Genomic DNA, 18,348 nt, shown 5'->3' on the forward strand with positions numbered 1-18,348 from the left:
TTATGCAACCCACAGATCCGAGTAAATTTACAGAAAAAGCATGGCAAGCCTTAGCACAAACTCCCGATATAGTCAAACAGGCTCAACAACAACAAATCGAAACTGAGCATTTGATGAAAGCCTTGCTAGAGCAAGATGGACTCGCCAATAGCTTATTTAATAAAGCCGGAATATCAGTGGCTAAGGTTCGGGAAAGTACCGAAAACTTTATTAATCGTCAACCGAAAATTAAAGGAAACAGCACCAACGTATATTTAGGTCGCAGTTTAGATACCCTGTTAGACAACGCCGAAGCCTACCGCCAACAATATGGAGATGAATATATATCCGTTGAACATCTGTTATTGGCTTACGCTAAAGATGCTAGATTTGGTAAAACTCTCTATCAAGAATTTCGACTAGATGAAGCGAAACTTCAACAAATTATTACCCAAATTCGAGGAAATCAAACTGTGACAGATCAGAACCCGGAAGGCAAATATGAAGCCTTGGAGAAATATGGACGCGATTTAACTGAAGCGGCGCGTATGGGGAAATTAGACCCGGTAATTGGTCGGGATGAAGAAATCCGCCGCACTATTCAAATTTTGAGTCGGCGCACTAAAAATAATCCGGTTTTAATTGGGGAACCAGGAGTTGGAAAAACTGCGATCGCAGAAGGATTGGCTCAACGTATTATCGCCGGAGATGTGCCTCAATCTCTCCAAGAAAGAAAACTAATAGCACTGGATATGGGGTCACTTATTGCGGGGGCTAAGTTTCGAGGAGAATTTGAAGAACGCTTAAAAGCAGTCCTGAAAGAAGTGACGGACTCGGAAGGTAAAATCATCCTATTTATTGATGAGATTCACACCGTTGTTGGTGCGGGAGCTACCCAAGGTGCGATGGATGCGGGAAACCTCCTGAAACCTATGTTAGCTAGGGGTGAGTTGCGCTGTATTGGTGCCACAACCTTAGATGAATATCGTAAGTATATTGAGAAAGATGCAGCCTTAGAGCGACGTTTTCAGCAGGTTTACGTTGATCAGCCTAATGTGGTTGATACTATCTCGATTTTACGAGGCTTGAAAGAACGCTATGAGGTTCATCATGGGGTGAAGATTTCTGATAGTTCTTTGGTGGCGGCGGCTACTCTGTCTACTCGCTATATTAGCGATCGCTTCCTTCCTGATAAGGCGATCGACTTGGTAGACGAAGCCGCTGCTAAGTTGAAAATGGAAATCACTTCTAAGCCGGAGGAACTAGACGAAATCGACCGGAAAATCCTCCAATTAGAAATGGAAAAACTGTCTTTGCAAAAAGAAAGTGATACCGCCTCCCAAGAAAGGTTAGAACGACTGGAAAAAGACTTAGCCAACCTGAAGGAAGAACAACGCACCCTCAGCGCTCAGTGGGAGTCGGAAAAAAATACAATTACCCATATTCAGTCCCTCAAAGAAGAGATTGATCGGGTTAACATTGAAATTCAACAAGCCGAACGTAATTACGATCTCAACCGCGCTGCTGAGTTGAAATATGGGACCCTGGAAGCTCTCAAAAAACAACTCCATCAAGCTGAGTCACAATTACAAGATACTCAAACCGGAGGGAAAACTCTCCTCCGGGAAGAAGTAACCGAGTCTGATATTGCTGAAATTATCTCTAAGTGGACGGGGATTCCTATTAGTAAATTAGTCGAATCTGAGAAGGAGAAATTACTGCATTTAGAAGATGAGTTACATCAACGGGTAGTCGGACAGGATGAAGCTGTAACAGCCGTCGCTGACTCTATTCAGCGATCGCGCGCTGGTCTGTCCGACCCTAACCGACCCGTCGCTAGTTTTATCTTCCTCGGACCAACCGGAGTCGGTAAAACCGAACTAGCTAAGGCTTTAGCCTCCTACCTATTTGACACCGAAGAGGCGATCGTGCGTGTTGATATGTCTGAATACATGGAGAAACACTCCGTTTCCCGCCTTTTGGGCGCTCCTCCCGGATATGTAGGTTATGACGAGGGAGGACAACTCACTGAGGCGATCCGCCGCCGTCCCTATGCTGTCATTCTGTTTGATGAGATAGAAAAGGCTCATCCTGATGTCTTTAATGTCATGCTTCAGATCCTTGATGATGGTCGAGTGACTGATGCTCAAGGTCGTACTGTCGATTTCAAAAATACTATCATTATTATGACCAGTAACATTGGGTCGCAGTATATTTTGGATATTGCTGGCGATGATTCTCGCTATGAGGAAATGCGTCACCGCGTTATGGATTCTATGCGATCGGCTTTTCGTCCAGAGTTTCTTAATCGCATTGATGAAATTATTATTTTCCACTCTCTCAAACCCCACCAATTGCGCGAAATTGTCCGCCTACAATTGGTAAATCTTTCTCGGCGTTTAGAGCAGCATAAAATGTCCTTAAAATTGTCTGAGAGCGCCCTGGACTACCTAGCTGATGTCGGTTTTGACCCCGTTTATGGAGCCCGTCCCCTCAAACGAGCTATTCAACGTGAACTAGAAACACAAATTGCCAAAGGCATTCTTCGGGGAGAGTTTAATCATGGAAATACCATCTATGTTGATGTCGAAAATGAGCGGCTTTCTTTCAAGAAATTACCCAGCGAACTAATCCTCAAGTAAGAAACTCAATTTTCACTGATTCTTTATCCCTAACAATCACCAAGTTATTTAACATATAAATAACCCCACTAATTTCCACGCATCAGTCAACCATAAAACTTCAATATTTACCATGGAGTATTATTTACTATACTCCATTTTTTTATGTTTAATTTAAATCTGAATTTAAGTTAATAATAGTTAAATATAAATTCATCAATCAAAAGATTACTGACAAACCGTCAAGAATTGTAAATCTCTATATAGCAGCAGTTTCTCTAGCCATAAAGTACATTCTGAAGCCCCTCACCCTCTTTGGGAGAGACCTTTGGGGTGTAGACGCGCAACCGCCTCTCCTTCAGTGAGTTGCACCCCATGACTCCGGCGCTATAGGGTTTTAACCCCTCAGTGTTGTTAACCTATACCTTCATGTCAGGTTTTCAGTGTATCTCATACACTCACAGGATTTTATTTATCAATCAATATTAGCTAAAATCACCAAAAAAAGGAGTTTATTATAGCACAACTCTATCAATTTAGCAATATGTAATCAGCCACTTTTTTAATTGTCTAAGCTATACAGCCCTTTCAGTAATCATGTAATACCCCTTCAAAGTCCCTATCCCTAGGTGGGAGAGGGATTTAGGGTCAGGCTAATGTTTTAAGCAACTTCCCCGCTATCTCAATATTTATCCCCCCCTTTTGTAAAGATTTGGTAAATTATCTGTGATCAACCGTAAATGTATCGATCACATCCTTCAGTTGTGATAGAGTATATATCAATGCAACATATATAATAGGCAGTCAAAATCAAATTGATGTTGGCCGTCATTTTTATTTATAGGCTGGCCTTATTATCTAGGGACTCCTAATTATTTACAGCAACGTTTAGCATCTACCAGGAAGACAACATAATGAATAACAAAGTATTAGGTGCAGATTCAGTTACCACCAATAAACTCATTTTCTTGACTGGAGACATTCAAGACCTAGAAGTTTTAGTAAAAGGCACAATACTTGGCTGCAAGACAATTATTATCAATCCCGATCATGATGGGATCCAGCAGATATCAGAACACCTAAAAGCATATCAGCAACCCGTAGAAGTTCACCTCATTTCTCACGGTTGTCCTGGCTGTTTAAGTCTAGGTTCTAGTAGCCTAAACTTACAGAATATTAACCATTATGCTCATCAAATAAAATCCTGGAATATTTCCACCTTAGTCCTCTACGGCTGTAATGTAGCTGCCGGAGATGCCGGGTCAGAATTTATCCAAAAATTATATCAATTAACCAGCGCCAATATTGTAGCATCAACCACCAAGATCGGAAATCCTCTATTAGGAGGAAACTGGACTCTTGACGTATCTACTCAAGATTTTTATCCAGAACTCGCATTTAAACAACAAACCTTAGAAACCTATAGCTTTACTTTTGTCACTCCCGTCACAGGTCTGACCACTGACAACGAAAATTTGCCTGAAAATAATGATGATATTTTCTCCGATGGCACAAATAATTTTGATTTCCAAGTTGGCGACATTAATAACCGTAATATAACCGGCTTTAGCACTGGTACAGACAACTATGGATTTATTCAGCTTGTTGATAGGATTGATATCAAGAGAGTTGACAATGATAACGTAACCGGTAACAGACAACTCCTCTGGTTTGAACAACAGTCAACATCAGGTAACAATATTAACCTCAAACCCACCTTTATTGACAATATGGAAGAGGCCCTTCTGAGCCGAACCATTAACCGAGGCACCGACAACGTATTCCAGAATACAGGAAATACTAGTGGAAATCAGAATAATATTGAAAGAATTGACTTTATCTCTACAGCAGGATTAAGTGCTAATAGTCCCAATAATGTAGGTTTCTTAATTTTAGATAGAGGTACAGGAGATCCGTTTAAAATAGCAGCAATTACAGCGATAAATGCAGCAGGAGAAGCCACAGCATTTGGTTCTCTAACCACTGTCAATGCCACCAATTTCGGTACTGGTATTCAGACGCTGAATACATCTCATATTCTGAGAAAAGACCCAGCAGTTGATACCAACTTCACAAAAACTGCAGATCTTGGCCAAAACTTATCAGGTGTTTTTATTTCCTATGCAACTTTAGGTATTGGCGATAATGAAACATTTTATGGCTATGCTATTGTTGGGGGAGATGTACCTGATGGTGCTGATTTAACTAATCCTGCTTCATTCCCCACAGATACAGAAGGAAATGGAGGTTTAGATTTAGTTGGCGGTGGCGGTGTTTTCGCCCTAGAAGGATTTGCCCCCCCCGTCATTGACCTAGACACCACAGATAACAGCAGCACCAGCTATGAAACCACCTTCAGCGAAGGAGGAGCAGCAGTAGCCATAGCCAGCGGTAATGTCGGCATCACCGACCCCGATAGTATTGAAATGTCTGATGCCACCATTGTACTCACCAACCGACCCGATGGGGATAGCATCGAAAGCCTATCAGTAGAAGGCACATTACCCGGTGACATAACAGCCAGCCCCTATGACCCCGCCACCGGAACCATAACCCTCACAGGTCCTGCCTCCCTAGCTGATTACCAACAAGCCATAAGCCAAATCCAATACAACAACACCTCCAACAACCCCAACACCACCCCTCGAATAATAGAAGTATTCGTCAACGATGGACAAAGTGACAGCAACACAGCAACAACAACCATCAACATCACCCCAGTAAACAACCCCCCAGTCCTTGACCTAGATGAAGACGACAGCACAACCACAGGCAACAACTACCTAACCACCTTCACAGAAGGAGGAGGTGGAGTAGCCATAGGGGATACAGATGTAGCCATCACCGACCCAGACGACAGCAATATAGAGTCAGCAACTCAGCAACCATTACACTGACCAACCGACCTGATGGAGGTTTAGAAAGCCTATCAGTAAGTGGAACCCTACCCACAGGCATAACAGCCAGCAGCTATGACCCCGCCACCGGAATCATCACCCTAACAGGAAGCGCGTCTTTAGCTGATTACCAAACAGCCATAAACCAAATCCAATACAACAACACCTCAGAAAACCCAGACACCACAAACCGCAGCGTCACAGTGGTAGTAAACGATGGTGACGATAACAGCAACACAGCAACAACAACCATCAACATCACCCCAGTAAACAACCCCCCAGTCCTTGACCTAGATGAAGACGACAGCACAACCACAGGCAACAACTACCTAACCACCTTCACAGAAGGAGGAGGTGGAGTAGCCATAGGGGATACAGATGTAGCCATCACCGACCCAGACGACAGCAATATAGAGTCAGCAACCATTACACTGACCAACCGACCTGATGGAGGTTTAGAAAGCCTATCAGTAAGTGGAACCCTACCCACAGGCATAACAGCCAGCAGCTATGACCCCGCCACCGGAATCATCACCCTAACAGGAAGCGCGTCTTTAGCTGATTACCAAACAGCCATAAACCAAATCCAATACAACAACACCTCAGAAAACCCAGACACCACAAACCGCAGCGTCACAGTGGTAGTAAACGATGGTGACGATAACAGCAACACAGCAACGACAACCATCAACATCACCCCAGTAAACAACCCCCCAGTTATAGATTTAGACGGAGACAACAGCAGCGGTGCCAGTGGCAGCGACTACCTAACCACCTTCACAGAAGGAGGAGGTGGAGTAGCCATAGGGGATACAGATGTAGCCATCACCGACCCAGACGACAGCAATATAGAGTCAGCAACCATTACACTGACCAACCGACCTGATGGAGGTTTAGAAAGCCTATCAGTAAGTGGAACCCTACCCACAGGCATAACAGCCAGCAGCTATGACCCCGCCACCGGAATCATCGCCCTAACAGGAAGCGCGTCTTTAGCTGATTACCAAACAGCCATAAACCAAATCCAATACAACAACACCTCAGAAAATCCAGACACCACAAACCGCAGCGTCACAGTGGTAGTAAACGATGGAGAAAATAACAGCAACACAGCAACGACAACCATCAACATCACCCCAGTAAACACCCCCCCAGTGGCTAACGATGACATCATCACCACCAACCCTGGGGAAGCTGTTACCTTCAACGTCACCGATAACGACACCGATAGTGATGGGACTTTAGACCTCACTACCGTAGACCTAGACCCAGATACTGATGGTCGCCAAACCACCTTCACCGTAGATGGAGAAGGCACCTATACTGTAGATGATGCGGGTAATATTACCTTTACCCCTGAAGACGGTTTCACCGGAGTAGCCACACCTATCACCTACACAGTCACAGACAACGACGGTGGAGTATCCAACCCAGCAACTATCACCGTCACTGTTAGCGACCCCGAAAACACCCCCCCAGTGGCTAACGATGACATCATCACCACCAACCCTGGGGAAGCTGTTACCTTCAACGTCACCGATAACGACACCGATAGTGATGGGACTTTAGACCTCACTACCGTAGACCTAGACCCAGATACTGATGGTCGCCAAACCACCTTCACCGTAGATGGAGAAGGCACCTATACTGTAGATGATGCGGGTAATATTACCTTTACCCCTGAAGACGGTTTCACCGGAGTAGCCACACCTATCACCTACACAGTCACAGACAACGACGGTGGAGTATCCAACCCAGCAACTATCACCGTCACTGTTAGCGACCCCGAAAACACCCCCCCAGTGGCTAACGATGACATCATCACCACCAACCCTGGGGAAGCTGTTACCTTCAACGTCACCGATAACGACACCGATAGTGATGGGACTTTAGACCTCACTACCGTAGACCTAGACCCAGATACTGATGGTCGCCAAACCACCTTCACCGTAGATGGAGAAGACGCATCTATACTGTAGATGATGCGGGTAATATTACCTTTACCCCTGAAGACGGTTTCACCGGAGTAGCCACACCTATCACCTACACAGTCACAGACAACGACGGTGGAGTATCCAACCCAGCAACTATCACCGTCACTGTTAGCGACCCCGAAAACACCCCCCCAGTGGCTAACGATGACATCATCACCACCAACCCTGGGGAAGCTGTTACCTTCAACGTCACCGATAACGACACCGATAGTGATGGGACTTTAGACCTCACTACCGTAGACCTAGACCCAGATACTGATGGTCGCCAAACCACCTTCACCGTAGATGGAGAAGGCACCTATACTGTAGATGATGCGGGTAATATTACCTTTACCCCTGAAGACGGTTTCACCGGAGTAGCCACACCTATCACCTACACAGTCACAGACAACGACGGTGGAGTATCCAACCCAGCAACTATCACCGTCACTGTTAGCGACCCCGAAAACACCCCCCCAGTGGCTAACGATGACATCATCACCACCAACTCTGGGGAAGCTGTTACCTTCAACGTCACCGATAACGACACCGATAGTGATGGGACTTTAGACCTCACTACCGTAGACCTAGACCCCAATACTCCTGGTCGCCAAACCACCTTCACCGTAGATGGAGAAGGCACCTATACTGTAGATGATGCGGGTAATATTACCTTTACTCCTGAAGACGGTTTCACCGGAGTAGCCACACCTATCACCTACACAGTCACAGACAACGACGGTGGAGTATCCAACCCAGCAACTATCACCGTCACTGTTAGCGACCCCGAAAACACCCCCCCAGTGGCTAACGATGACATCATCACCACCAACCCTGGGGAAGCTGTTACCTTCAACGTCACCGATAACGACACCGATAGTGATGGGACTTTAGACCTCACTACCGTAGACCTAGACCCCAATACTCCTGGTCGCCAAACCACCTTCACCGTAGATGGAGAAGGCACCTATACTGTAGATGATGAGGGTAATATTACCTTTACTCCTGAAGACGGTTTCACCGGAGTAGCCACACCTATCACCTACACAGTCACAGACAACGACGGTGGAGTATCCAACCCAGCAACTATCACCGTCACTGTTAGCGACCCCGAAAACACCCCCCCAGTGGCTAACGATGACATCATCACCACCAACTCTGGGGAAGCTGTTACCTTCAACGTCACCGATAACGACACCGATAGTGATGGGACTTTAGACCTCACTACCGTAGACCTAGACCCCAATACTCCTGGTCGCCAAACCACCTTCACCGTAGATGGAGAAGGCACCTATACTGTAGATGATGCGGGTAATATTACCTTTACTCCTGAAGACGGTTTCACCGGAGTAGCCACACCTATCACCTACACAGTCACAGACAACGACGGTGGAGTATCCAACCCAGCAACTATCACCGTCACTGTTAGCGACCCCGAAAACACCCCCCCAGTGGCTAACGATGACATCATCACCACCAACCCTGGGGAAGCTGTTACCTTCAACGTCACCGATAACGACACCGATAGTGATGGGACTTTAGACCTCACTACCGTAGACCTAGACCCCAATACTCCTGGTCGCCAAACCACCTTCACCGTAGATGGAGAAGGCACCTATACTGTAGATGATGAGGGTAATATTACCTTTACTCCTGAAGACGGTTTCACCGGAGTAGCCACACCTATCACCTACACAGTCACAGACAACGACGGTGGAGTATCCAACCCAGCAACTATCACCGTCACTGTTAGCGACCCCGAAAACACCCCCCCAGTGGCTAACGATGACATCATCACCACCAACCCTGGGGAAGCTGTTACCTTCAACGTCACCGATAACGACACCGATAGTGATGGGACTTTAGACCTCACTACCGTAGACCTAGACCCCAATACTCCTGGTCGCCAAACCACCTTCACCGTAGATGGAGAAGGCACCTATACTGTAGATGATGCGGGTAATATTACCTTTACTCCTGAAGACGGTTTCACCGGAGTAGCCACACCTATCACCTACACAGTCACAGACAACGACGGTGGAGTATCCAACCCAGCAACTATCACCGTCACTGTTAGCGACCCCGAAAACACCCCCCCAGTGGCTAACGATGACATCATCACCACCAACCCTGGGGAAGCTGTTACCTTCAACGTCACCGATAACGACACCGATAGTGATGGGACTTTAGACCTCACTACCGTAGACCTAGACCCCAATACTCCTGGTCGCCAAACCACCTTCACCGTAGATGGAGAAGACGACCTATACTGTAGATGATGAGGGTAATATTACCTTTACTCCTGAAGACGGTTTCACCGGAGTAGCCACACCTATCACCTACACAGTCACAGACAACGACGGTGGAGTATCCAACCCAGCAACTATCACCGTCACTGTTAGCGACCCCGAAAACACCCCCCCAGTGGCTAACGATGACATCATCACCACCAACCCTGGGGAAGCTGTTACCTTCAACGTCACCGATAACGACACCGATAGTGATGGGACTTTAGACCTCACTACCGTAGACCTAGACCCAGATACTGATGGTCGCCAAACTACTTTCACCGTCCCCGGAGAAGGCACTTATACTGTGGATGATGAGGGTAATATTACCTTTACCCCTGAAGACGGTTTTACCGGAGTAGCCACACCTATTACCTACACAGTTGCTGATAATAATGGGTTAGTATCTAACCCGGCTGAAATTATCGTTACCGTGAATGCACCACCAGTGGCTAACGATGATACTGTCCTAACTAACCCCGGACAACCTATCACCTTCAACGTCACCGATAACGACACCGATAGTGATGGGACTTTAGACCTCACTACCGTAGACCTAGACCCCAATACTCCTGGTCGCCAAACCACCTTCACCGTAGATGGAGAAGGCACCTATACTGTGGATGATGAGGGTAATATTACCTTTACCCCTGAAGACGGTTTTACCGGAGTAGCCACACCTATTACCTACACAGTTGCTGATAATAATGGGTTAGTATCTAACCCGGCAACTATCACCGTTACCGTGAATGCACCACCAGAAGTTGGCGGAGATAATCTCATAGCTAACCCTGGTGAAACTGTCACCTTTACTATTGATAATTCTGAGGGTAATTTAGACTTAACTACCGTAGATTTAGACCCCAATACTCCCGATCGCCAAACTACTTTCACCGTCCCCGGAGAAGGCACTTATACTGTGGATGATGAGGGTAATATTACCTTTACCCCTGAAGACGGTTTTACCGGAGTAGCCACACCTATTACCTACACAGTTGCTGATAATAATGGGTTAGTATCTAACCCGGCAACTATCACCGTTACCGTGAATGCACCACCAGAAGTTGGCGGAGATAATCTCATAGCTAACCCTGGTGAAACTGTCACCTTTACTATTGATAATTCTGAGGGTAATTTAGACTTAACTACCGTAGATTTAGACCCCAATACTCCCGATCGCCAAACTACTTTCACCGTCCCCGGAGAAGGCACTTATACTGTGGATGATGAGGGTAATATTACCTTTACCCCTGAAGACGGTTTTACCGGAGTAGCCACACCTATTACCTACACAGTTGCTGATAATAATGGGTTAGTATCTAACCCGGCAACTATCACCGTTACCGTGAATGCACCACCAGAAGTTGGCGGAGATAATCTCATAGCTAACCCTGGTGAAACTGTCACCTTTACTATTGATAATTCTGAGGGTAATTTAGACTTAACTACCGTAGATTTAGACCCCAATACTCCCGATCGCCAAACTACTTTCACCGTCCCCGGAGAAGGCACTTATACTGTGGATGATGAGGGTAATATTACCTTTACCCCTGAAGACGGTTTTACCGGAGTAGCCACACCTATTACCTACACAGTTGCTGATAATAATGGGTTAGTATCTAACCCGGCTGAAATTATCGTTACCGTGAATGCACCACCAGTGGCTAACGATGATACTGTCCTAACTAACCCCGGACAACCTATCACCTTCAACGTCACCGATAACGACACCGATAGTGATGGGACTTTAGACCTCACTACCGTAGACCTAGACCCAGATACTGATGGTCGCCAAACTACTTTCACCGTCCCCGGAGAAGGCACTTATACTGTGGATGATGAGGGTAATATTACCTTTACCCCTGAAGACGGTTTTACCGGAGTAGCCACACCTATTACCTACACAGTTGCTGATAATAATGGGTTAGTATCTAACCCGGCTGAAATTATCGTTACCGTGAATGCACCACCAGTGGCTAACGATGATACTGTCCTAACTAACCCCGGACAACCTATCACCTTCAACGTCACCGATAACGACACCGATAGTGATGGGACTTTAGACCTCACTACCGTAGACCTAGACCCCAATACTCCTGGTCGCCAAACCACCTTCACCGTAGATGGAGAAGGCACCTATACTGTGGATGATGAGGGTAATATTACCTTTACCCCTGAAGACGGTTTTACCGGAGTAGCCACACCTATTACCTACACAGTTGTTGATAATAATGGGTTAGTATCTAACCCGGCAACTATCACCGTTACCGTGAATGCACCACCAGAAGTTGGCGGAGATAATCTCATAGCTAACCCTGGTGAAACTGTCACCTTTACTATTGATAATTCTGAGGGTAATTTAGACTTAACTACCGTAGATTTAGACCCCAATACTCCCGATCGCCAAACTACTTTCACCGTCCCCGGAGAAGGCACTTATACTGTGGATGATGAGGGTAATATTACCTTTACCCCTGAAGACGGTTTTACCGGAGTAGCCACACCTATTACCTACACAGTTGCTGATAATAATGGGTTAGTATCTAACCCGGCTGAAATTATCGTTACCGTGAATGCACCACCAGTAGCTAACGATGATACTGTCCTAACTAACCCCGGACAACCTATCACCTTCAACGTCACCGATAACGACACCGATAGTGATGGGACTTTAGACTTAACTACCGTAGATTTAGACCCCAATACTCCCGATCGCCAAACTACTTTCACCGTCCCCGGAGAAGGCACTTATACTGTGGATGATGAGGGTAATATTACCTTTACCCCTGAAGACGGTTTTACCGGAGTAGCCACACCTATTACCTACACAGTTGCTGATAATAATGGGTTAGTATCTAACCCGGCTGAAATTATCGTTACCGTGAATGCACCACCAGTGGCTAACGATGATACTGTCCTAACTAACCCCGGACAACCTATCACCTTCAACGTCACCGATAACGACACCGATAGTGATGGGACTTTAGACCTCACTACCGTAGACCTAGACCCAGATACTGATGGTCGCCAAACTACTTTCACCGTCCCCGGAGAAGGCACTTATACTGTGGATGATGAGGGTAATATTACCTTTACTCCTGAAGACGGTTTTACCGGAGTAGCCACACCTATTACCTACACAGTTGCTGATAATAATGGGTTAGTATCTAACCCGGCAACTATCACCGTTACCGTGAATGCACCACCAGAAGTTGGCGGAGATAATCTCATAGCTAACCCTGGTGAAACTGTCACCTTTACTATTGATAATTCTGAGGGTAATTTAGACTTAACTACCGTAGATTTAGACCCCAATACTCCCGATCGCCAAACTACTTTCACCGTCCCCGGAGAAGGCACTTATACTGTGGATGATGAGGGTAATATTACCTTTACCCCTGAAGACGGTTTTACCGGAGTAGCCACACCTATTACCTACACAGTTGCTGATAATAATGGGTTAGTATCTAACCCGGCTGAAATTATCGTTACCGTGAATGCACCACCAGTGGCTAACGATGATACTGTCCTAACTAACCCCGGACAACCTATCACCTTCAACGTCACCGATAACGACACCGATAGTGATGGGACTTTAGACCTCACTACCGTAGACCTAGACCCAGATACTGATGGTCGCCAAACTACTTTCACCGTCCCCGGAGAAGGCACTTATACTGTGGATGATGAGGGTAATATTACCTTTACTCCTGAAGACGGTTTTACCGGAGTAGCCACACCTATTACCTACACAGTTGCTGATAATAATGGGTTAGTATCTAACCCGGCAACTATCACCGTTACCGTGAATGCACCACCAGAAGTTGGCGGAGATAATCTCATAGCTAACCCTGGTGAAACTGTCACCTTTACTATTGATAATTCTGAGGGTAATTTAGACTTAACTACCGTAGATTTAGACCCCAATACTCCCGATCGCCAAACTACTTTCACCGTCCCCGGAGAAGGCACTTATACTGTGGATGATGAGGGTAATATTACCTTTACCCCTGAAGACGGTTTTACCGGAGTAGCCACACCTATTACCTACACAGTTGCTGATAATAATGGGTTAGTATCTAACCCGGCTGAAATTATCGTTACCGTGAATGCACCACCAGTAGCTAACGATGATACTGTCCTAACTAACCCCGGACAACCTATCACCTTCAACGTCACCGATAACGACACCGATAGTGATGGGACTTTAGACTTAACTACCGTAGATTTAGACCCCAATACTCCCGATCGCCAAACTACTTTCACCGTCCCCGGAGAAGGCACTTATATTGTAGATGATGAAGGTAATGTCACCTTTACCCCTGAAGAAGGTTTCAGCGGAGTAGCTACTCCTATCACCTACACAGTTGCTGATAATAATGGTGCTGTATCTAACCCGGCTGAAATTATCGTTACCGTGAATCCTCCTGTTAATCAACCACCAACGGCTGAACCAGATACTGTCAATACAGAAATCAATACTACTATCACTATTCCGGTTTCTGAACTGTTAGAAAATGACACAGATCCAGAAGGAGAAACTCTGACTATTATTGATGTCAGTAATCCTACAGGTGGTACGGTTACGTTGAATCCTGAAAATGAGGAAATCATCTTTACTCCTGATGCGGGATTTGTGGGAATAGCTACCTTTGATTACACTATTACTGACCCGGCTGGAAATACGAGTACAACTACTGTGGAAGTGGTAGTTGTACGTCCAGACGAAGGAGTTCCCACACCCGATAACACATTAATCAGTAGCGAAACTTCTGAGCCTATTCATCATGAACTAGAACCCGATGAAGAAGTGACTATTCCTGGGTTGGAATTCGAGCCGGATTTGACAGATATTTCTGAACCCGAGATGAGCTGCCAGTGTATGTGGGAGCCACCACCTTTACCATCCTTAGTTGGTCGTTTTTTACCTGCTCCCCCTGAATGGAATATGGCCGAGATAGGTCTTCTGCCACAGATTATAGGTACTGATTTTAATGATGTCCTCATTGGTGGCAATTTTGGTCAAGCTATTTTCGGTGGCGGTGGTAACAATTTACTCCGGGGAAATATTGGGGATGATTTCCTTTACGGTGGACCTGGTGATGATACCTTACTGGGGGGTCAAGATGAGCTAGGATTACCCCGTGATGTCAATGGACGGGATTCCCTAGACGGTGGTCCTGGTAATGACTTTATCTCTGGTAATGAGGGCCCAGATCTAATTCGTGGGGGTCCTGGTAATGACATCATCTATGGCGGTAAAGATGATGATGAAATTTACGGAGATGAAGGTAGCGATACCTTACATGGGGATGATGGCAACGATACTATTATCGGAACTCCTGCTGGTAGTTTACCCATAGGAAATGGTGTATTTGGGGATGTTTTATACGGCTACCGAGATGATGATTTACTGCAAGGAGGTCCAGGTAACGATAGTATCTATGGCGGTCAAGGGGATGATTTTGCCTATGGTGGCCAGGGTGATGATTGGATCTGGGGAGATTTAGGAAGTGATACTCTCTTTGGAGATGATGGAGATGATACCCTCTTTGGCGGTAGTGATGATCCTAATGATCATGATTTGTTATGGGGGGGACGGGGTAATAACTTCCTCAGTGGCAACCGTGGTAATGATACCCTGATTGGTGGTGATGGCAATGACACTATTTATGGTGGGAAGGAACATGACCTGATTTATGGTCAAACTGGAAATAATTTGTTGTATGGGGATGAGGGTCATGATTTCATCTCTGGCGGCGATGGTGATGATACTATCTTTGGTGGCCTTGGTAAGAATCTGGTTGCGGGAACCCCGTTTGAGGACAATGATACGATTCTCGGTGGCAGTGGTAATGACCTGATTTTTGGTAATGAGGGTGATGACCAAATCTGTGGTGGAGATGGCAATGACACTATTCATGGTGGCATTGGTAACGATACAATTCTGGGTGGTGATGGTAATGACCTACTGTTCGGAGATGAGGGTAATGACTTCATCTGCGGCGGTGATGGTGATGATACTATCTTTGGCGGTTTGCCAAGCACTGGTGAAATTTTGGTGTTTGATGATAATGATACGATTCGCGGGGGTAGTGGTAATGACCTGATTTTTGGTAATGATGGTGATGATTTACTCTATGGCGAAGGTGGTGATGATACTTTGTACGGTGGTACGGGTAATGACACTATTTTCGGTGGTGATGGTGATGATGTGTTGTTTGGGGATGAGGGTAATGATTCCCTGATTGGTGGAGCGGGACGCGATCGCTTTGTGATTTTTGCTAATGGCGGCACGGATACTATTGCTGATTTTGTCTCTGGAGAAGACCTGATTGTTCTTGGTGGTGGTTTGCGCTTTGACCAATTGAGTATTACTCAAAATGGCTCGTCGGCGGTCATTACCCTAGATACGGAAGAGTTGGTGATTTTGGAAGGGGTACAAGCCGCAGCTTTAACTGAGGATGATTTCATCACTTTCGCGATCTAAGATTAGGTGGGACTACTCCTCACGGTTTGTGCTGTGGGGAGATCGGTTCCTGGTTAAAGTTGAATGGAGGGGTGTTTGTGGCTCCATATCAAAGAATCGAGCAGCGTTTCTTTTCTCTGTTGTTTGGGATCTTGATTGGGTTAACTTTGCTGGTTTGGATTCTTAGGGGGTTAAGGGTTCTGGGGTTTGTCCCTGGATTGATCATCTGGGTGTTGTTGCTGTCAACCATCGCTATGGGGGTTCTGTCTAGGGTGGCTCGATAGATGGTTTTGATAATTATTCCGTCAGCAATATAGACGAATTGGCTTGAGTTGGACTATAATGGTAAATGCCCTAAAACAAAGCGCTTCCTCAAATCTAGGTTGTGTGCCACGGACTCACTGATTCCAAATGGCATCAATCGGATTTTTAAGGGGACAGTGTTGTTTATTGAGCTTCAAACTACAGGCAGAAATGGCCTGGGGAACTGCTCAGGTGAAACTTCCTGACAGTTGGCGAGAACGCCGCCTCCCTCTCTGGTAGCAGGATTGGGAAACTACGATTCTATTGCCTCGCAATCGGTCGTGGTCGCGTTCATGTCTTCTCAAGTCTCTTTCGTATAGGAGGGGACGGGATGACCTCAAGTCAAGTTATTATTTTTTAGAGAGGTGAAGGATAAAACATGACCCAAGTTATTCTGGGTGAAAACGAACAATTAGAATCCGCCCTGCGTAGATTTAAGCGAGAAGTGTCTAAAGCTGGCATCCTGGCTGATGTTCGCAAAAAACGTCACTTTGAAACCCCTCCAGAAAAACGCAAGCGCAAGGCGATCGCTAATCAGCGTCAGAGACGAGCTTTCCGTAAAAAGCGGATGTTCTAAAGCGCTTCATAACCCGATATAACCGCGAACAAAACTCCTATTCTAGTTCTGGTGAACTAGGGTGGGGGTGGCTGCGGTTTTGCGGTTATTAGATGATTTTGGAAGTGGCTATTGGTAAGGAAAATGTAAAGGTGCTACCTTTACCTAACTGACTACTAACGAAAATTTCCCCGCCTTGAAGTTCTACCAAACGCCGGGTAATAGCTAAACCAATTCCGGTACCTCCATAATTGCGCGATCGCGATCTATCAGCACGCCAAAATCTTTCAAAAACATGGGGTAAATCGACCTCAGAAATACCAATTCCGGTATCGCTGACATCGATAAACAAATAACCACCATGAGTATAAACTTCTATTCTAATTAGACCCTGTTTAGTGTATCTGATGGCATTTCCTAATAAATTAACTAAAATTTGTTCAGTGCGATCGACATCAGCTAAAGCCAGGGGTAATTCTTCAGAACAATCTAATTCTAAAATCGGTCCTTCTTCTAGGAGTTGATCAGAAAAACGCTGCACCAAAGACTCTAATAAAGGCCGTAATGCTAAAGGTTGGGGGTTAATGGGTAAATATCCAGATTCAACCTTAGACAGTTCTTGTAAGTTATTTATCAGTCGTTCCAGGCGTTTAGTTTCCTTGGTTAACTGCTGATAAATATCTGGTGATGGCGAAATTCGGCCTTCTGCCATTTCTTCTAAGTATCCGCGAACCACAGTGATCGGAGTTCGCAATTCATGGGTTAAATCACTAATTAATTCCCGCCGTTTTTGTTCAACATCTTGAAGACTACTTGCCATCTGATTAAAACTCATAGCCAGTTGATTTAATTCATGAATTTCACTAGATGACATCCTTTCAGAAAGATTACCCTTGGCAAATTTATGGGTAATTTCTTCCATCTCGGTGAGAGGCTGAGTAATGCGTTTAGTCACCCAATAACTTAAACAGACAGCAGCAGTTGTTCCGGCTAAAACGGACCAAAAAGTGCTACGATTCCAAGCAATTTCAAAGCCTTCTACTAGGCGAGTTCGTACATATTGTAAGCGAAAGCCAGGACCTTCTAGTTGTTCCAAACTACGGACAAAGAACCGAGGAGAGGAAATTTTGCCGATAATCACGAGGGATGTGACCCCGATCAGCATAACCAGGAGGTGGGATAAAAATAGGCGCGATCGCAAATCTACCTTTGCCATTAGTTCTGGGTATGTATGATCTGATAATTTCATTGTATCATTTGAT

General features: G+C 45.6%; 7 protein-coding genes and 1 pseudogene. 7 read left to right on the forward strand and 1 reads right to left on the reverse strand.

The features are described from left to right. Positions 1 to 2 precede the first annotated feature (2 nt). The 7 genes and pseudogenes from clpB to rpsU all read left to right on the forward strand — a co-directional run bounded on the left by clpB (position 3) and on the right by rpsU (position 17,107). Positions 3 to 2,621, forward strand: a complete 2,619-nt coding sequence (clpB, locus tag NLZ44_RS05295) for an ATP-dependent chaperone ClpB (protein ID WP_493752089.1) — start codon at positions 3 to 5, stop codon at positions 2,619 to 2,621. Positions 2,622 to 3,514: 893 nt separating this feature from the next. Further along, on the forward strand, positions 3,515 to 5,497 hold the full coding sequence (locus tag NLZ44_RS05300) for a DUF4347 domain-containing protein (protein ID WP_493752090.1): 1,983 nt from the start codon (positions 3,515 to 3,517) through the stop codon (positions 5,495 to 5,497). A gap of 203 nt (positions 5,498 to 5,700) precedes the next feature. Further along, a complete protein-coding gene (locus NLZ44_RS05305; RefSeq protein ID WP_493752091.1) occupies positions 5,701 to 7,476 on the forward strand; it encodes a beta strand repeat-containing protein in 1,776 nt (591 codons plus the stop codon). A gap of 14 nt (positions 7,477 to 7,490) precedes the next feature. Continuing rightward, positions 7,491 to 7,541: pseudogene (locus tag NLZ44_RS05310) on the forward strand (hypothetical protein); the annotation flags it as partial. 84 nt (positions 7,542 to 7,625) lie between these two features. Then, on the forward strand, positions 7,626 to 9,749 hold the full coding sequence (locus NLZ44_RS05315; RefSeq protein WP_493752092.1) for an Ig-like domain-containing protein: 2,124 nt from the start codon (positions 7,626 to 7,628) through the stop codon (positions 9,747 to 9,749). Further along, on the forward strand, positions 9,721 to 16,248 hold the full coding sequence (locus tag NLZ44_RS05320; protein WP_493752093.1) for an Ig-like domain-containing protein: 6,528 nt from the start codon (positions 9,721 to 9,723) through the stop codon (positions 16,246 to 16,248). The genes NLZ44_RS05315 and NLZ44_RS05320 overlap by 29 nt, the downstream gene beginning before the upstream one ends. A gap of 661 nt (positions 16,249 to 16,909) precedes the next feature. Further along, entirely contained in the window at positions 16,910 to 17,107 is a 198-nt protein-coding gene (gene rpsU / locus NLZ44_RS05325; RefSeq protein WP_006616180.1) for a 30S ribosomal protein S21, read from the forward strand. Positions 17,108 to 17,195: 88 nt separating this feature from the next. Here the strand turns inward: rpsU and NLZ44_RS05330 are convergent, their stop codons facing one another. Continuing rightward, positions 17,196 to 18,302, reverse strand: coding sequence for a HAMP domain-containing sensor histidine kinase (locus NLZ44_RS05330; protein WP_493752952.1), 1,107 nt, complete (start codon positions 18,300 to 18,302; stop codon positions 17,196 to 17,198). Between the last annotated feature and the right edge of the window lie 46 nt (positions 18,303 to 18,348).

Source organism: Arthrospira sp. PCC 9901, assembly GCF_059013425.1.